Origin of the sequence: Ectopseudomonas khazarica (assembly GCF_017915135.1) — a bacterium.
GTDB lineage: Bacteria > Pseudomonadota > Gammaproteobacteria > Pseudomonadales > Pseudomonadaceae > Aquipseudomonas > Aquipseudomonas khazarica.
This window is the reverse complement of the sequence record NZ_CP068551.1, coordinates 3,792,050-3,808,854: the sequence shown is the minus strand read 5'-3', so window position 1 is coordinate 3,808,854 and position 16,805 is coordinate 3,792,050. Positions and strand designations below refer to the sequence as shown.

Below are 16,805 nucleotides of genomic sequence, written 5' to 3'. Positions count from 1 at the left end.
GCAGGTTAACCAGCCCCGCGCGTGCGAAACACCCAGGCACGCTCAAATGATTGTTGACTGAAAGTCATGAAATTGAGCGTTTGGCATGCGCTAACCTGGGGCTTTCCTCACCTGCCCAGGAGCCCTCATGCACGCATTCATCCTTCACGCCCACACCCGGCCTGAGCAGGCCGCAGCCTTCGAACGCCTGTTCCGTGCCTACGTCGAGCCCAGCCGTGCCGAGCCGGGCTGCATCGAGTACCACATGCTGCGCGACGCGCAGGACCCGACGCTGTTCATCTTCTACGAGGTATGGGCGTCGCAGGCCGCCCTGGACGCGCACATGGCGCTGCCGCACATGCAGGCGTTCCATGCACGGCGCATGGACTACCTGCGTCGCGATCTCGAGGTTCGCCGGGTCGAGGTGCTCCTGCCCGCCGCGCTCATCGCGCAGTAGCCCGGCTTCTGCTGGCCTGCCGGCTGGCCAGGGTCATCAGGCGCTGGAAGGTGGGGCAGGCCAGGTGGTTCTCGGCCGGGCATGCCGCCGCATGGCGCAGGCCGTCGCGAATGGCGCTGAGGCGGCGGATGGTCTGGTCCAGCTGCTCGGCCTTGCGCTCCAGGCGCTCGCGGTCGATGGCTGGGCCCCCTTCGCTGGCGAGCATCCCGGCGATGTCTTCCAGCGAGAAACCGGCGGTACGCCCCAGCGCGATCAGCGACAGGCGTTGCAGCACCGACTCGGCGAACACCCGCCTCAGGCCGTTGCGGCCGATCGAGCGGATCAGCCCCTTTTCTTCGTAGTAGCGCAGGGTCGAGGCCGGCAGCCCCGACCAGCGGGCGACGGTGCCGATATCCAGCTCTTTCATGCTTGACCTCAAGTCGACTTCAACTAGCAGCCTTCTATCACAGGCATTTCAGCAAGGTTGAATGGAGGTGGTCATGGTAGTCGAAATCATGGTGCTGGGCGTCGGTGCGACGCTGTCGATGGACCTGTGGGCGTTGCTGCGGCGGCGCTGGTTCGGCGTGGCGTCGCTGGACTATGGCTGGGTCGGGCGCTGGCTGGGGCACATGCGCCACGGCCAGTTCCGCCACGCGGCGATCGCCAAGGCGGCGCCGCTGCGGGGCGAGCGTCTGCTCGGCTGGGGCTTCCATTACCTGACCGGGCTGTTGTTCGCCGCCGCTTTCCTGGCCTGGGGCGGTCAGGCCTGGCTGCAGCGTCCGGCGCTGCTGCCCGCGCTGCTCTTCGGCGTGCTCACGGTGGCCGCGCCGCTGCTGGTGATGCAGCCGGCCTTCGGCATGGGGATGGCCGCGAGGCGCACGCCCAAACCCTGGCTGGTGCGGCAGCGCGCGTTGCTGACGCACCTGGTGTTCGGCCTGGGCCTGTACCTGAGCGGGGCGGCGCTGGCCTGGCTGGGCTGACGCCTGGTTCAGCCCTCGACCGGGATGCTGAACAGCACCGCCGCCAGGCCGACCAGGCCGAGCAGGGTGAAGCCGGCGATCTGCAGGTGACGCCGCAGGCTGGCCGGCTGCTGCGCGGCGCGTACGGCGGCCAGCAGCGACTGCACGCCGTAGTACAGGGCGAAGGCCCGCGAGGCGTGGCTGATGATCTCGAAGACATCGAACAGCCAGGTCAGCAGCAGGCCGGTGAGGGTCAGCAACACGTAGCCGTGGCGCGCGCGCAGGCGCTGGCCGCTGAGTTCGTTGATCAGCCCGCCCGAGGCGCTGGTGTCGGCCACTGCGGCGCTGAACTGGGCGCTGAGGGCGGCGGCGATCAGCAAGGGCGGCAGCACCAGGGCGACCACGCCCATCAGGTCGATGATCGCGGTCTCGTCCAGGGTCATCGTCTGCTGGTGGAAACTCAGCGTCAGCAGGGCTGCATAGACCAGGTAGATGGCGCTGGCGAGCCACTGCGCATGGCGCATCGAGCGCACGCGCGTGGCGGCGTCGTAGTGCTGGCCGAGGTAGCGCGAGGTCTCGAAGCCCTGCACGGTGACGATCAGCCCCAGCAGCAGCTGCAACGCCAGCGTGCCCTGCGTGCTGGCCGGGCTGTAGGCCAGCACGCTCGCCATGTCCTGCTGCGCGGTATGCACGGCGAGGCCGGCGAGCAGGCTGGCGATGATCGCCAGCTTCAGGCTCACGGAGAACTTCTCCAGGCGTTCCATCACGCTGAAGCCGCGCAGGTAGCCGGCGGCGAGGATGAGCAGGTAGATCAGCGTGGTGATGACCTTGGGCAGCGTGCCGCCCCGCACGTCGACGATGCGCCCGGCGAACGCACCGAAGAGGTTGAGGTAGTAGGCCACGGAGATGAAGTAGGCGAAGGCCAGCACCCAGGACGACAGCCGTTCGCCAAGGTCCTGCAGCGGCGTGCCCCGGCCCTGGGGCGAGTCGCCCAGGTAGCGGATGTTGAAGCGCATGGCGCTGCCGAAGGCATAGCCCAGGGCGCACAGGACGAGCATGGCCAGCGGCGCCCAGCTGCCGAAGTTGACCAGCATCACCGGGCCGAGGATGAGGAAGCCGCTGCCGATGATCGAGGCCAGTGGGGTCACGGTGGCGCGCCACATCGGTGCCTTGGCGACGCGCGGCCAGAACAGCAGGGCGGCCACCAGCAGCAGCGTCAGCACGATCATCGCGGTCACTCGCGGACCTCCGGCAGTCAGGGATTCGAGGGCGCCTATTCAAGCGCCATGCGCCCGGCGCTTCAAGCGCGCGGGCGCAGGCTGTGAATCAGTGCGAATAGCCCTCGGGCTTGCGGATGGTCTTGAGCAGGTCATCCGGGGTGATGTGGCCGACCACCTGGGTGGCGGCACTGCCGGGTTGTGGCAGGTCGAGGATGTGCCCCTTCATCTTGCCGATCACGTGCATCTCGCACGGCTTGCAGTCGAACTTCAGGGTCAGCACTTCGTCGCCGTGCACCAGCTGCATCGGCGCGACCTTGGTGCGCACGCCAGTCACGCCCTTGGCCTGCTTCGGGCACAGGTTGAAGGAGAAGCGCAGGCAGTGCTTGGTGATCATCACCGGCACTTCGCCTTCTTCTTCGTGGGCCTCGTAGGCCGCGTCGATCAGTTGCACGCCATGGCGATGGTAGAAGTCGCGGGCCTTCTGGTTGTAGACGTTGTAGAGGAACGACAGGTGCGACTCGGGGTAGACCGGTGCCGGATCGCTCTCGGCCTTGCGCTGGCCGCGCGGATGGGCGGCGACGCGGGCCTCGGTCAGCGCCTCGATGGCCTCGCGCCGCAGCGCCTTGAGCTGCGAGTTGGGCACGAAGAACGCCTGCGGCGCGTCGAGGCTGACGCCCTGGGCGTGGTAGATGGTGGTGCCGAGCTGGGTGAGCAGGTCGCGCAGGCCATCCAGCGCCTGTTCGGGCTTGTTGGCTGCGCCGAACGGGCCGGGCAGGGCGACCTCGACACTGATGCCTTCTTCGCTGGTCGCGGTGAGCTTCAGCGCGTCTTCACGCAGCTCGACCTTCCAGTTCACGCCGATGCGGCGCTCGGCGCTGGTGCGCTGCAGCGCTTGCTGCCAGTTGTGGTCGAGGTTGCGCGAGAGCGGATGGTTGGGACGCAGGCGCAGCAGGCCATCGGGCATCTCGTTGGGTTCGACGCGGTAGCGGTAGCGCTTCTCGCCGTCCTCCTCGAACTCGCCCTTGAGCTCGGCGATGTTGGCGCGAAAGCCCACCACCTCGCGCTTGACCAGCACGTTGAGGCCGTCGCCGTTGGACAGCGGCGCGTGGGTGACGGCGATCAGGTCGCGCTTGTTCACCTTCTCGACATGGCCGACGGCGAGCCCGGTGAAGGTCGGCGAGTCGAAGGCGCCGATATCCACCTTGCGTTCGGTGACGAAGTAGTCGGTGCTGCCACGGTGGAAGGTCTTGTCCGGGTCGGGCACGAAGAAGTGCGCGGTACGCCCGCTGGAGGCGCGGGCCAGGTCCGGGCGATCCTCGAGAATCGCGTCCAGCTCGCGGCGGTAGTGGGCGGTGATGTTCTTCACATAGGCCACGTCCTTGTAGCGGCCCTCGATCTTGAACGAGCGCACGCCGGCTTCCACCAGGGCGCGCAGGTTGGCGCTCTGGTTGTTGTCCTTCATCGACAGCAGGTGTTTCTCGTAGGCGATCACGCCGCCTTTCTCATCCTTGAGGGTGTAGGGCAGGCGGCAGGCCTGCGAGCAGTCGCCACGGTTGGCGCTGCGCCCGGTCTGCGCGTGGGAAATGTTGCACTGGCCGGAGAAGGCCACGCACAGCGCGCCATGGATGAAGAACTCGATGGCGGCATCGGTGGCATCGCTGATCGCGCGGATCTCCTGCAGGTTCAGCTCACGCGCCAGCACCAGCTGGGAGAAACCGGCCTGGTCGAGGAACCTGGCCCGTTCCAGGGTGCGGATATCGGTCTGGGTGCTGGCGTGCAGTTCGATGGGGGGGATGTCCAGGTCCATGACGCCCATGTCCTGCACGATCAGCGCATCCACGCCCGCGTCGTAGAGCTGGTGGATCAGCGCACGGGCCGGTTCCAGTTCATCGTCATGCAGGATGGTGTTGAGGGTGGTGAACACCCGGGCGTGATAGCGGCGAGCGAACTCCACCAGCTTGGCGATCTCGCTCACCTCGTTGCAGGCGTTGTGCCGCGCGCCGAAGCTCGGGCCGCCGATGTAGATGGCATCGGCGCCATGCAGGATGGCCTCGCGGGCGATCTCGACATCACGCGCAGGGCTGAGCAGTTCCAGGTGGTTCTTGGGCAGGGACATGGTGATTTCTTTTATCAGGCTGGGCACACGGGCAAGGTGCGCATTGTAGCGGCCTGATGACCCCGCGGCACCTGGGCGTGATCAACGGCGCTCCGTGCTGCCGTCCAGGCCCAGCAACTCCGGGCGTGTGCCGAAGACCTGCATGACGTCGCCCAGCGACATCCACCAGTCGTCATGCCATTTCAGCACGCGCAGGCGTTTGTCGGCGGTGTTCAGCTGCCGGTAGCTGGGCAGCCCCACGCTGCTGAACAGGTGCGGCAGCAGGGTCTGGTACAGCCAGGTGCGCAGGCGGCGTGCGCGCGGGCTGGCGTCGTTCAGGCTGAGGCGCAGCAGGTTCTCCAGGTCGATCATGGCCTGGGGCGTTTCCTCGTTGCCGAACAGGATGCCTTCCGGGCGGCACAGGCGCAGCAACGAGGCGTTCCAGTCATCCATCTCCAGTGCCTGGCAAACGGGGCCGGCGGCGAACCAGAAGTGTCCGTCGGGCGTGCGCTGGACCGTGAAGCGGATGTCTTCGAAGCTGGGGTGGAGTGGGCTGATCATGGCGCTCTCCTTGTGCACGAAACAGCGATCGGTGAAATGCGATGAAATCATGAATTTCATATAAAATACAACAGACTGTTCAATCTAGCGTGGGGGCGGAATTTAACGTCCGCGTCCATGACCGAGAAATCCGAATTCGCCCAGCGGCTGCGCAGCGCCATGCTCGCAGCTGGATATCCAGACCGCCCAGCCGTGCTCGAACGCGAGTTCAACTCGCGCTATTGGGGACGTTCGGTGACGTTTCAGGCTGTTTCGCGCTGGCTGCGTGGCGAGTCGATCCCCTCCCAGGACAAGCTGCAGGTCCTGGCCGAGTGGCTGCGCATCGAGCCGCAGGTGCTGCGCTTCGGTGAGCGGGCCGGGGTGACGGTGCGCGAGCAGCGCGGGCGCTGGGAGGACCCCAAGTTCTACCAGGAGCGCGAAGTCATCGAGACCTTTCTCGGCCTGCCTGCGCAGCAGCGCAAGGTGGTGCGTGAGGTGGTGATGGCCCTGGCCCTGGCGGCCAAGGCCAACGGCGAAGGCGAGCGCTGACGGGGCGGCGGCGTCACCGATAGAAGGCCGAGGGCGTCACGCCGAACTGCCGGCGGAACGCGGCGGCGAAGGCGCTCTGGCTGTCGTAGCCGTGCTGCAGCGCCACCTGCAGCACGGGCAGGCCCTGCGCCAGGGCTTCCAGCGAGAGCAGCAGGCGCGCCTGCTGGCGCCAGCGGCCGAAGGTGACGCCGGTGCTGCGCTGGAAATGGCGGTGGAAGGTCTTGCTGCTCATCGCCAGTTGCGCCGCCCAGTGTTCGGCCGAGTCGCTCTGCGCCGGGTCATCCGCCAGGCTCTGGCACACCCGGGCGATGCGCGGGTCACTCGGCCAGGGCAGGTGCAGCGGCAGCACCGGCAGGCTGCTCAGTTCATCCAGCAGAAAACGCATCAGGCGGCCATCACGGCTGTCGGCGGTGTATTGCGCCGGCACCAGGGTGGCGGCCTGGATCAGCTCGCGCAGCAGCGGGTTGACGTCGATCACGCGGTTGCCAGCCGGCAGCCCCGGGGCGGCATCGGGATTGACGAACAGGCTGCGCACGCGGGTGACGCCGCGCATGTGCAGGGCATGTTCGCAGCCGGCCTGCAGCCACACGCCCCGGTTCGGTGGCGTCACCCAGCGCCCGGCCGGGGTATCGACCACCAGCACGCCCTCGATGGCGTAGATCAGCTGTGCGCGCGGGTGGTTGTGCGACGGCACCCGGTGGCCGCTGGGGTAGTCGACGGCCACGCCGGTGACCGGCATGGCCAGCGATTCATAGGGCAGTTCGGTGTGATCGACCATGGCGGGCTGCGCGGTGGGAGGGCGAGCCAGCCTAGCGCTGTGCCGCCAGGTTGTCCATTTCGCGACAGTGATAGGCCATTTGGCGTGAGATGGTCGAGGCCGTGCGCTCTACGCTGGGCACTCATCCATGCAGGCACCACCATGACCGTCCTCATCCCGCTGCTACCCACCCTGAGCCTCGGCCGGGGTCCGACTCGGTGCGTGATCGCCACGCGCCGCTGATCTCCCCCTGATCCCGGCCTCAGGCAGCCTGCAGCGCAGGCAGGGGAGATCACGCTGTTCTCCGTTCCCCATCGAGGCTTTGTCATGTTGCGTAATCCGCATAGCAAGTACCGCGCGTTCCCCCCTGTTGACCTGCCTGACCGGCGCTGGCCGCAGCAGCGCCTGCACCAGGCGCCGATCTGGCTGTCCACCGACCTGCGCGACGGTAACCAGGCGCTGTTCGAACCGATGAACCGCGAGCGCAAGCTGCGCCTGTTCGGCGAGCTGGTGCGCCTGGGATTCAAGGAAATCGAAGTGGGCTTTCCCGCCGCCTCGCGCACCGACTTCGACATCATCCGCCAGCTGATCGACGAGGGTGGCATCCCGGACGACGTCACGCCGATGGTGATGAGCCAACTGCGCGACGACCTCATCGAGCGGACCGTGCAGGCCGTGGCCGGCGCGCGGCGGGTGATCGTGCACCTGTACAACGCCATCGCCCCGGTATGGCGCGAGGTGGTGTTCAAGCTCTCGGTGGATGAGGTGGAGGCGCTGGTGGTGCGCCATATCCAGTCGTTCAAGGCGCTGACGCAGGCCCATCCCGAGACCGAGTGGGTGTTGCAGTATTCGCCGGAAACCTTCTGCATGGCCGAACTGGAGGTGTCGCTGCGCATCTGCAACGCCGCCATCGCGGCCTGGGACGCCGGGCCTGGGCGCCCGATCATCATCAACCTGCCGACCACTGTCGAGGTCAGCACCGCCAATGTCTTCGCCGACCAGATCGAGTGGATGCACCGGCGCCTGGCGCGGCGCGAGCATGTGCTGCTCTCGGTCCACCCGCACAACGACCGCGGCACCGGCGTGGCCTGTGCCGAGCAGGCACTGCTGGCGGGCGCGCAGCGGGTCGAGGGCTGCCTGTTCGGCAATGGCGAGCGCAGCGGCAACCTCGATCTGGTGACCCTGGCGCTGAACCTCTACACCCAGGGCATCGACCCGGGCCTGGATTTTTCCGACATCGCCGGGGTGGCGCGGGTGGCCGAGGCCTGCACCGGGCTGCCGATTCACCCGCGCCATCCCTACGTCGGTGACCTGGTGTTCACCGCCTTCTCCGGCTCGCACCAGGACGCCATCGCCAAGGGCTTCGCCGCTCGGACGCAGGATGGGCCGTGGCAGGTGCCGTACCTGCCGATCGACCCGCAGGACCTGGGGCGAACCTACGACAGCATCGTGCGGGTCAACAGCCAGTCCGGCAAGGGTGGCATCGCCTACCTGCTGCAGCGCGACCAGGGCGTGCAGATGCCGCGCCGCCAGCAGGTGGAGTTCAGCGCCATCGTGCAGAAGCAGGCCGACAGCAGCGAGACCGAACTGTCCAGCGCCGAGCTGTGGCAGCTGTACCAGCGAACCTACCTGGCCCCCGCACGGCCGGGCGGTGCACTGGTCTATGTCGGCCATCGCCTGCAGGACGACGGCGAGCACCAGCGGATCGAACTGGATGTCGAGGTGGCCGGTCGGCCCCTGCAGCTGCGTGGTGCAGGCAATGGCCCGCTGGCGGCGGCGGTGGCCGCCCTCGACCTGCCGCTGCGTGTCGACGATTACCAGGAGCACAGCCTGGGTGGCGGTAGCGAGGCCTGTGCGCTGGCGCTGGTGGAGGTCAGCTGGCCAGGGCAGCCCGGCTCGCGTTTCGGCGCCGGCCGCGATGGCAACCTGTTGCGTGCCTCGCTGCAGGCGTTGCTGGCCGCGGTGTCGCGCTTCGCCCCGAGCACGCAGCGGCTCGCCGAGCGCTGCCGCTGAGGAGGCCGGCAGGGCGGGCAAAGGCGGTGCAGGCGCGCCGCCGGGTCAGGCCTCAGCCCAGCAGTTCGGCAAAGGCCTTGTCCGCTTCGAGCACCTCCGGCAGCGCAGCGAACAGCGTGTCCAGCGCCACTTCCTCGAACAGCGGACCTTCCAGGCTCTGCTGCGCCTGCTCGCTGACGCCATCGAGCTCGATGGTTTCGGCGACGAGCACCGACTGCGCGACCAACCGTGCGTACTGGCTGTCGCCGGGGGCCTGGGTCGGGCGGGCCTGGTAGGCGATGGCGTGCTGGATCAGCTCCGGCAGTTGCCAGCGGCGCGCCAGCTCGGCGCCGACCTCCGGGTAGCCGAAGCCCAGTTGCAGGTTTTCCTCGGCGGCATGGGCGGCGGCTTCGCGCTTCGGGTGGCGGTTCATGCGTCGGGCGAAGTCCGGTGCGCCGGTCTGGATCAGCAGTTCGCCGATGTTGTGCATCATGCCGCAGGTGAAGGCGGCATCGGTGTCCAGCTTGCGCTGCTTGGCCAGGCAGCGGGCGATGCTGGCCACGCGGAAGCTGCGAATCCAGAAGCCCTTGAGGTCGAAGCCGGTATCGGCCTGGAACGCACCCGTCATGGCCGAAGCCAGCACCAGCGTGCGCAGGGTGTTGAAGCCCAGGCGCATGGCGGCGTCCTCGACGCTGACCGCCTCGCGCGCACCACGAAAGCGCGGGGAGTTGGCCAGGCGCAGCACCTTGGCCGCGATCACCGGGTCCCGCTCGATGTTGCGGGCCACGCTCTCCAGGCTGGAGGAGGGGTTGTCGAACTGTTGGATGAGTTCCTGCGCGACTTTCGGAATGCTGGGCAGGGTGTGCAGCTGGTCGAAGAGGCTTTCTATATCCATGGTGGCTCCGATAGATACGGGCGTGGCGCTGGCGCTCGGTGAGAAAGTGCTCTTTGAGCATAGCCGCGCCTGCGCTCGCGGCCAGTCGCGCAGCCGCTGGTTAGAGCCTTTTCGTCGTGCCGCTGGCGTCGAACAGGCACGCGGAAGCACCAGCCGGGAAGGGGGCTGGTGCTTCCGCCTACAGCCTTACTGGCGCGGCGCCGTGCTGGTCTGCGCAGCGGCGGACCACACCCGGTAACGCACCTCGACATCGGCTGGCGCGTAGATCACCAGCGGCAGCTTGCTGTTGTAGCGCACCAGTTGCGGCTCGCCGCCGACACGCACGAACGCCTGCTTGCGACTGCCGTCCGGGCAGGCCATCAGGGTGCTCATGGCCGGGCCGACCTTGCTCAGTTCGTAATAGCTGTAACCCCAGCCTTCGACGTTCTTCTCCTGCCACTGGCCGCCCAGGCGCTGCTGGTTGCAGTCCACTTCCAGGGTCTTGCCGGCGATGATCTCGACCTTGTGCTCGGCTTCGTTGGCCTGGGCCGGCAGTTCGATCACGTGGCGGTTGTAGCCGTCAGCGGTGGCAGGGTAGGGCTTGAGGGCTTCTGGCGTGGCGGCGCAGGCGCTCAGGGGCAGGGCGCAGGCGAGGGCCAGCAGGGGCAGTTTGCTTCGGGTCATGATGATTCCTTGCTGAAAGGCCTTGTGGGCCGTCCGTTATGAGGGGGCCGCCAGGTCGGCGGAGCAACACTGACCATCTGGAATAGGCCAGGTTCCCCTGTTTTTCAAGCAAGGTGGGGCGAGTGGGCGGGTGCCACGCCGGGGCGCCCGCCGACAGAGGCCTGATCAGGCGAAGACGAAATATTTGCGTACGGTTTCGACCACTTCCCAGGTGCCCTTCATGCCGGGTTCGACCACGAAAATGTCGCCGGCCTTGAGGTGGATCGGCTGCATGCCGTCCGGGGTGATGATGCAGTAGCCTTCCTGGAAGTGGCAGTACTCCCACTTCACGTACTCCACGCGCCACTTGCCGGGCGTGCAGATCCAGGTGCCCATGATCTTGCTGCCGTCTTCGGAGGTGTAGGCGTTGAGGTTGACGGTATGCGGGTCGCCTTCGATGCGCTCCCATTTGCAGGCGTCGACGACGGGCATCGGCTGGGTATCGCGCAGAACGGTGATCGGTTGGTTGGCCATGGAGCGCTCCGGTGAAGGATCAAAGGGGCGTTCACCATAGAGGGCGCGGGCGGCGGTCAGTTGCCTGGGGTCGACATGGGGCTGTTCATTCGCGCAGTGCAGATGCCGTTGCGGCCCGGAAAAAGCGAAGGCCGGCGTTTCGGGCCGGCCTTGCGGTGTGGCGCATAGCATCGAGTCATACGAGGTTCTCGATCCGTTCGTGGAAGGGGTTCAGGCGACGCGGTTCTCGATCAGACGGTCGGAGCCACCTTCGGCGACGCGATTCTGGATCAGACGGTCGGAGCCACCTTCGGCGACGCGGTTCTGGATCAGGCGGTCGGAGCCACCTTCGGCAACGCGATTCTGGATCAGACGGTCGGAGCCACCTTCGGCGACGCGATTCTGGATCAGACGGTCGGAGCCACCTTCGGCGACGCGGTTCTCGATCAGGCGGTCGGAGCCACCTTCGGCAACGCGGTTCTCGATCAGACGGTCGGAACCACCTTCGGCAACGCGGTTCTCGATCAGACGGTCGGAGCCACCTTCGGCAACGCGGTTCTCGATCAGGCGATCGGAGCCACCTTCAGCGACGCGGTTCTCGATCAGACGATCGGAGCCACCTTCGGCGACGCGGTTCTGGATCAGACGGTCGGAGCCACCTTCAGCAATGCGGCTTTCGATCAGGCGATCGGAGCCACCTTCGGCGACGCGGTTCTCGATCAGGCGGTCGGAACCCCCTTCAGCGACGGTGGGTTGCACGGAAGAGGCGGCGAATACGTTGGCAGCCAGTACGGAGAGAGCGAAGCTGAGGATGAGTTGGCGTTTCATGATGTTGTGCTCCAGGGGTGTTGTGGTTGGGTATGGAGCAGATGGTACGCATTGAAATTTTTCAGAGAACTTCATTGGCATGATGGTGAACATCGATGCCACTGATGCTTGCCGCAATGCCCGTCCCAGAGCGGTTGGAGGTGCTGCTGGCGCCGTCTGGCGAGCTTGGGTGGCGGGCCAGGCCACGGCTCTGGCGGCCGTGGCCCATGCCTCATTTGCTGAAGGTGGCGCCGCGAGTGTTCACGTACAGCGAGTAGATGGAGTGGCTGCTGGCCATGAACAGGCGGTTGCCCTGGGCGCCGCCGAAGCACAGGTTGGCGCAGCGTTCCGGCAGGTAGACGTGGCCGATGGCCTTGCCCTCGGTATTGAACACGCGCACGCCGTCCAGCTCTTCCGGCTTGCCCTTCGGTGAGCCGTTGCTGCCCCAGCCACACCAGAGGTTGCCGGCCTCGTCGCATTTGATGCCGTCCAGTGCGCCCGTGGCCCCGCCGTCGATGTGCTTGCGGCGCGCGCCCAGGCTGCCGTCGGCGTTCACCGCATAGGCCCAGACCAGGCGATTGGGCTTGGCGCGGCCCTCGACCACGTAGAGGGTCTTCTCGTCCGGGGAGAAGCACAGGCCGTTGGGGCCGGCGAGCTCGTCGAGCACCCGGGTGACCTTCAGCGTCTGCCCGTCGATGCGGTACACGCCGTGCGGCAGCTCGATCTGCACCTTGTGCCCTTCGTATTCGTTGCCAGCCTGGAAGGGCGGGTCGCTGAACCAGACGGAGCCGTCGCGCTTGACCACGATGTCGTTGGGCGAGTTGAAGCGCTTGCCCTCGAAGTTGTCGGCCAGCACGGTGATGCTGCCGTCGTGCTCGGTCCGGGTGATGCGCCGGCCCAGGCCTTCGTTGGTCGAGCCTTCGCAGGCGATCAGGCGGCCCTGGTTGTCGCGGGTCAGGCCGTTGGAGTAGTTCGAGGATGCGCGATAGACGCCCAGGGACTGGCTGATCTCGTCCCAGCGCATGATGCGGTTGTTGGGAATGTCACTGACCAGCAGGTAGCGGCCATCGCCCACCCACACCGGGCCTTCGGCCCAGCGCAGGCCGGTGGCGACCTTTTCCACGCTGGCATTGAACAGGCGCAGGTCGAGGAAGCTGTCGTCGAGGATCTCGACCGCCGGATCGGGATAGCGCGGGTTCAGCGGTTCCCCCGCACGGGCCAGTTGCGGCAGGAGCGTGCCCACGCCGGCGGCAGCGACCGAGTAGGCGAGGGACTGCTTGAGAAAGTGGCGGCGCGAGCCGTCCGGGCGTTGTTCGTCATTCATCGTCAGGGTCCTTGTTGTTCTTGTTGATCGCGGATGCGACTCGGCAAACTTATACGATGTATGACGACTTTGAAAATGCTGTCATCCGAATTACGCGGTCATTCCGCGCAATCCAAGTGCTGAAAGGGGATTGTCCACTCAGGGGAATGGGGCGGTCGAATGAGGTTGTGTGATGACTTGGGCGAGATGCCGGTGCCGAGCCCGCTCACCGGCGTGCCCTTGCCTCACAACTGGGTGGCGAAGCTCTCCACCGCCTTGACCACACGCTGTGCGGCATCCTGGATTTCCTCGATCACCTGTCCGGCCTGGCTGGACAGTTCGAGGCCGCGCTCGGCCTGGGCCTTGCCGCGGTCGATGATCTCCACGGCGCGTTCGGCCAGTTGCTGGTTCTGCCCGACCACCGAGGTGATCTCCACGGTGGCGGCGCTGGTGCGCGAGGCCAGTTGCCGAACTTCGTCGGCCACCACGGCGAAACCACGCCCCTGGTCGCCTGCGCGCGCCGCCTCGATGGCCGCGTTCAGGGCCAGCAGGTTGGTCTGGTCGGCAATGCTGCTGATGTTCTTGACGATGGAGCCGATCAGCTGGGATTGCTTGTCCAGCGCCTCGATGCCCTGAACGGCCTCCTGCATGCGCTCGGCCAGGTCGTTCATCGCGTCGAGCATCTGCTGCACCACTTCGGCGCCATTGCGTGCGCTGCTGTCGGTGCCCTTGGAGGTCTCGAAGGCGATGCCGGCCGCCTGGGCCACGGCTTCCTCGCGCTGTACCTGGTCGGTGATCACCGTGGCGAACTTGACCACCTTGTACAGCCGGTCGTGGGCGTCGGTAATGGGGTTGTAGGAGGCCTCCAGCCACACGTCACGCCCGTGACTGTCCAGGCGCTTGAAACGATCGACGACGAAGTCGCCACGGCGCAGCTTGTCCCAGAACTGCGCGTACGCAGGCGAATTGACCTCGCTCGGATCACAGAAGATGCGGTGATGCTTGCCCTGGATCTGCTGCAGGCTGTAGCCCATGGCGTCGAGGAAGCGCTGGTTGGCCGTCAGGACTTCGCCGTCGAGGTTGAACTCGATCACCGCCGTGGAGCGCTGCAGGGCCTTGATCAGGTTCTCGTGCTCGCGCGAACTCTCGATGGTGCGGGTCAGGTCGCTGGCGTGGATGGAAAAGAAACGGATGCGCCCGGCACTGTCGCGCACCGGCTGCAGGATGGAGCGCAGCCAGGCTTCCTCGCCACTGCCGCGCAGCAGGCGGATGACCCCGGCGAGGTGCTCGCCACGTTCCAGCGCCTGGCGCACGCGGTGGTGAAAGTCGAGATTGCGCACGTGTTCGGGAATCAGCTTCAGCAACTGCTCGCCGCGCAACCGATCCGCCGTGTAGCCCATTTCCTTGAGGAAATTCTCGTTGGCACGTTCGATACGCCCCTGGGGGTCGAGGATCAGTACCAGCATCTCCTCTTCCAGGCTGGCGCGTACCTGTTCCACGGAAGAAAGGTCTTCACGCAGTGCCTGCAACTCTTGCTTCAGTCGACCGTTGAACATGAGAGCCATCCCGCTGAACGTTGACGCCATTGTTTCGGCTGCGAATCACGGGAGTTTAGCCAGAGTTGCGCGGGTGTGAAGGCGAGCAGGGGAATTGCCCTGCCCGTTGGCTGCAGGCCGCCGTTGGCGGGCGCCCGGTGCGTTGCTCGGCCCTGGCGCGAACGGGGCGATATTTTCGTCGCCGCGACGGCTGCGGCGGCGACGCTTGGGATATGATGCGCGCCCCCGAGATCCCGCTCCCTTCAGGTCATCATGTCCGGCAATGCCCTCTACACCGACCTGTCGGGTTATTACGACCTGATGTGCGCGGATATCGATTACGCGGCGCAGAGTCATTGCGTGCAGCGCCTGCAGCAACTGTTCGGCAACGGTGGCCGGCGCCATCTCGACCTGGCCTGTGGCACTGGTCCGCACGTGCGCCATTTTCTCGATGCCGGCTACGCCAGCAGCGGCCTGGACATCAACCAGCCGATGCTCGACCGTGCGGCCCTGCGCTGCCCCGAGGCGCGCTTCGTCCAGCAGGACATGTGCGCGTTCCAGGTCGACGAGCCGCAGGACCTGATCACCTGCTTTCTCTATTCCATCCACTACAGCGCCAGCCTCGCGCGCCTCGAAGCCTGCATCGCCAGCGTGCATGCGGCCCTGGCCGAGGGCGGAGTGTTCTGTTTCAACGCCGTGGACAAGCAGCGCATCGACAACGCATCGTTCGTTTCCCACAGCGTCTGCCAGGCCGATGGCCGGTTCCGCTTCAGCTCCGGCTGGCATTACCGCGGCGAAGGCGAACAGCAGCTGCTGCGCTTGCGCATCGAACGCCAGCTGGGCGAGCAGTGCGAGGTCTGGGACGACGAGCATCCCATGGTCGCGGTGAGCTTCGCCGAGCTGCAGGCCCTGCTGGCGCAATACTTCGAGGTGCAGGTGCTGGAGCATGACTACCAGCGGCTGCTGCCCTGGGATGGCCACGCCGGAAACGCGCTGTTCGCCTGCAGCAAGCGCTGAAGAGGGCGGTCAGTACAGGCTGATCTTTTCGCCCGTCAGCAGGTTCTCGGTGCCCAGAAAACTGATCGAGGGAATGAAGTCGATGGGCAACTCATCGCCTTCGACCAGAGCGTAGCGCGCCAGGTAGTAGTAGACGATGTCACAGCGCTGCACGCGGATATCCTGGGTCAGGGAGTGGATGGGAGCGCGCCAGGTCTGCTCCTTCTCCTGGCACTCGGCGCTCATGCTGAGCGCATCCTCGACGGCTTCTCGCTCCGCGTGGGCGACGGCCTTCTCCAGTTGAACCCTGATCAGCAGCTCTTCAGGGCTGGTACAGCCGGCCAGCGACAGGGCGGCGAGAAAGAACATCCATTTATGCATTGCAGCTCCAGGTAATCCATTGCCGAAGGGGCGGTTGCTGGCAAGTGCCGGGCGTGTGTCAGCGGCCTGCTGCCAGGAACAGGCCGACCATCATGAACACCACTGCCGTGACGATCAGCTGATGGACGGCATTGTTCTTGAATTTGTACACGACCCCGTCCTTCTGGGCGTACAGATCACCCGTCAGAGCGATGAGGAGGGTGGCGGGGATGAAGAACAGCAGCGAGAGGAAGACGAACCAGCGCTTGCGGTACACCGGTACGTTTTCATAGCTCATGCGGGTTCGTTCAAAGCGGTTGATATCCATATCGTTGTTCCAGGCAGGGGCGCGAGCAAAATAGTGGCTCGCGCTTCGGGGCTGGATGATAGCCCGAGCTGACGTCCGGGCCGTGTGATGGATTTCCTATTGATGTCGTAACGTCTCCTCGCGGGTGGAGGCGCGCTGATCATCCACCGGGAGGGTGTTCAGGCCGGCTCTGCAGCGCGCTCGGCCTGCAGTGAATGCTGCAGCTCGCCCACCAGCGCGTCGACCTTGTCCAGCGCCTGCGCGACCGATGCGGCCAGCAGTTCACCGCCGAATTCCTGGCCCTCGATGGCGATCTGGTGCACGCGGGTGATGCCGATGAAACCCAGTGCGGTGATCAGGTTGGGCTCCAGGTGGTTCATGTGCGCCATCTCGCCGCCCGCATCGAAACCGATGCCGCCCCTGGCGGTGAGGATCACCAGATGGCGTGGCCGGTCGGCCAGCCTGGGGATGTAGGGATCGAGCAGGTTGCTCTCGTCGATGTCCACGGTGCGGCCGGGGCGCACCACCTGATCGATCCACGCCTTGAGCGCTGCCGGCATGCCGAAGTTGTACAGCGGCGTGCCGATCACCAGCACGTCCGCCGCGATCAGCTCGTCGACCAGGCGATCGCTTTCGGCCAGGGTGTCGCGCATCCAGGGCTCGCGCCTGGCCTCCGGGGTGAAGGAAGAGGCGATCCAGTCGTGGCTGATGATCGACGGCGGGGTCTGGCCGATGTCACGGTAGGTGATCGGGTCCTGCGGGCGGCGCGCATGCCACTGGCTGACGAAGCGCTGGCTGAGGTTACGGCTGTGCGAACCGTGCTCGTCCTTGCCGGCAAGGCCGGGGCGGGCACTGGCGTCGAGGTGCAGGATGGATGTCATGTCGAGTCTCCTGATCGAATTTGAATTCATCTGTGATTA

Annotated in this window: 19 protein-coding genes; 5 read left to right on the top strand and 14 right to left on the bottom strand. The window is 66.2% G+C overall.

From position 1 onward, the window contains the following. Positions 1-127: 127 nt before the first annotated feature. Positions 128-436: a putative quinol monooxygenase gene (locus JLK41_RS17965; RefSeq protein ID WP_152489295.1), complete on the top strand. Its 309-nt coding sequence runs from the start codon at positions 128-130 to the stop codon at positions 434-436. Here the strand turns inward: JLK41_RS17965 and JLK41_RS17960 are convergent. Then, a complete protein-coding gene (locus JLK41_RS17960; protein ID WP_037056167.1) occupies positions 423-842 on the bottom strand; it encodes a helix-turn-helix domain-containing protein in 420 nt (139 codons plus the stop codon). The two genes, JLK41_RS17965 and JLK41_RS17960, sit on opposite strands and share 14 nt — an antisense overlap. A gap of 73 nt (positions 843-915) precedes the next feature. Between JLK41_RS17960 and JLK41_RS17955 the strand changes: the two genes are divergently transcribed. Beyond that, complete coding sequence (locus JLK41_RS17955) at positions 916-1,395, top strand: DUF2938 domain-containing protein (protein WP_244229988.1); 480 nt, start codon at positions 916-918, stop codon at positions 1,393-1,395. Positions 1,396-1,403: 8 nt separating this feature from the next. On the opposite strand, the gene JLK41_RS17950 is transcribed toward JLK41_RS17955, so the two are convergent. The 3 genes from JLK41_RS17950 to JLK41_RS17940 all read right to left on the bottom strand — a co-directional run bounded on the left by JLK41_RS17950 (position 1,404) and on the right by JLK41_RS17940 (position 5,250). Further along, positions 1,404-2,612, bottom strand: coding sequence for a hypothetical protein (locus JLK41_RS17950; protein ID WP_197035125.1), 1,209 nt, complete (start codon positions 2,610-2,612; stop codon positions 1,404-1,406). Positions 2,613-2,700: 88 nt separating this feature from the next. Next, the gene (locus JLK41_RS17945) at positions 2,701-4,710 is read right to left on the bottom strand and encodes a peptidase U32 family protein (protein ID WP_047585131.1); all 2,010 of its coding nucleotides are present in this window, start codon (positions 4,708-4,710) and stop codon (positions 2,701-2,703) included. 81 nt (positions 4,711-4,791) lie between these two features. Further along, positions 4,792-5,250 carry a BRO-N domain-containing protein gene (locus tag JLK41_RS17940; RefSeq protein ID WP_134677171.1) on the bottom strand — a complete coding sequence of 153 codons (459 nt, stop codon included), beginning with the start codon at positions 5,248-5,250 and terminating at the stop codon, positions 4,792-4,794. A 117-nt stretch (positions 5,251-5,367) separates the two neighbouring features. Here JLK41_RS17940 and JLK41_RS17935 point away from each other — a divergent pair, with 117 nt between their 5' ends. Continuing rightward, positions 5,368-5,778, top strand: coding sequence for a transcriptional regulator (locus tag JLK41_RS17935; RefSeq protein WP_037056173.1), 411 nt, complete (start codon positions 5,368-5,370; stop codon positions 5,776-5,778). Between the two features lie 13 nt (positions 5,779-5,791). Here the strand turns inward: JLK41_RS17935 and JLK41_RS17930 are convergent, their stop codons facing one another. Beyond that, positions 5,792-6,556, bottom strand: a complete 765-nt coding sequence (locus tag JLK41_RS17930) for an AraC family transcriptional regulator (protein ID WP_037056175.1) — start codon at positions 6,554-6,556, stop codon at positions 5,792-5,794. A gap of 306 nt (positions 6,557-6,862) precedes the next feature. Between JLK41_RS17930 and leuA the strand changes: the two genes are divergently transcribed. Next, positions 6,863-8,548 carry a 2-isopropylmalate synthase gene (leuA, locus tag JLK41_RS17925; protein WP_210389502.1) on the top strand — a complete coding sequence of 562 codons (1,686 nt, stop codon included), beginning with the start codon at positions 6,863-6,865 and terminating at the stop codon, positions 8,546-8,548. A 52-nt stretch (positions 8,549-8,600) separates the two neighbouring features. Here leuA and JLK41_RS17920 read toward each other — a convergent pair whose 3' ends face one another. The 6 genes from JLK41_RS17920 to JLK41_RS17895 all read right to left on the bottom strand — a co-directional run bounded on the left by JLK41_RS17920 (position 8,601) and on the right by JLK41_RS17895 (position 14,243). Further along, on the bottom strand, positions 8,601-9,422 hold the full coding sequence (locus JLK41_RS17920; protein ID WP_037056180.1) for an HDOD domain-containing protein: 822 nt from the start codon (positions 9,420-9,422) through the stop codon (positions 8,601-8,603). A 186-nt stretch (positions 9,423-9,608) separates the two neighbouring features. Next, positions 9,609-10,085 (bottom strand): serine protease inhibitor ecotin, encoded by a 477-nt coding sequence (eco, locus tag JLK41_RS17915; RefSeq protein WP_210389501.1) that lies wholly within the window; start codon positions 10,083-10,085, stop codon positions 9,609-9,611. Between the two features lie 165 nt (positions 10,086-10,250). After that, the gene (locus JLK41_RS17910; protein ID WP_037056186.1) at positions 10,251-10,598 is read right to left on the bottom strand and encodes a cupin domain-containing protein; all 348 of its coding nucleotides are present in this window, start codon (positions 10,596-10,598) and stop codon (positions 10,251-10,253) included. Between the two features lie 210 nt (positions 10,599-10,808). After that, positions 10,809-11,405, bottom strand: a complete 597-nt coding sequence (locus tag JLK41_RS17905; RefSeq protein ID WP_210389500.1) for a phage infection protein — start codon at positions 11,403-11,405, stop codon at positions 10,809-10,811. Between the two features lie 211 nt (positions 11,406-11,616). Beyond that, complete coding sequence (locus JLK41_RS17900) at positions 11,617-12,708, bottom strand: SMP-30/gluconolactonase/LRE family protein (protein WP_210389499.1); 1,092 nt, start codon at positions 12,706-12,708, stop codon at positions 11,617-11,619. Positions 12,709-12,932: 224 nt separating this feature from the next. Continuing rightward, positions 12,933-14,243 carry a methyl-accepting chemotaxis protein gene (locus JLK41_RS17895; protein ID WP_210389498.1) on the bottom strand — a complete coding sequence of 437 codons (1,311 nt, stop codon included), beginning with the start codon at positions 14,241-14,243 and terminating at the stop codon, positions 12,933-12,935. A 252-nt stretch (positions 14,244-14,495) separates the two neighbouring features. On the opposite strand from JLK41_RS17895, the gene JLK41_RS17890 reads away from it, so the two are divergent. Beyond that, positions 14,496-15,239: a class I SAM-dependent DNA methyltransferase gene (locus JLK41_RS17890; protein WP_210389497.1), complete on the top strand. Its 744-nt coding sequence runs from the start codon at positions 14,496-14,498 to the stop codon at positions 15,237-15,239. 9 nt (positions 15,240-15,248) lie between these two features. Here the strand turns inward: JLK41_RS17890 and JLK41_RS17885 are convergent, their stop codons facing one another. The 3 genes from JLK41_RS17885 to JLK41_RS17875 all read right to left on the bottom strand — a co-directional run bounded on the left by JLK41_RS17885 (position 15,249) and on the right by JLK41_RS17875 (position 16,766). Then, positions 15,249-15,599, bottom strand: a complete 351-nt coding sequence (locus JLK41_RS17885; protein WP_150605943.1) for a hypothetical protein — start codon at positions 15,597-15,599, stop codon at positions 15,249-15,251. A 58-nt stretch (positions 15,600-15,657) separates the two neighbouring features. Beyond that, the gene (locus tag JLK41_RS17880) at positions 15,658-15,906 is read right to left on the bottom strand and encodes a hypothetical protein (RefSeq protein ID WP_037057327.1); all 249 of its coding nucleotides are present in this window, start codon (positions 15,904-15,906) and stop codon (positions 15,658-15,660) included. Positions 15,907-16,064: 158 nt separating this feature from the next. Continuing rightward, on the bottom strand, positions 16,065-16,766 hold the full coding sequence (locus tag JLK41_RS17875; RefSeq protein ID WP_210389496.1) for an FMN-dependent NADH-azoreductase: 702 nt from the start codon (positions 16,764-16,766) through the stop codon (positions 16,065-16,067). Between the last annotated feature and the right edge of the window lie 39 nt (positions 16,767-16,805).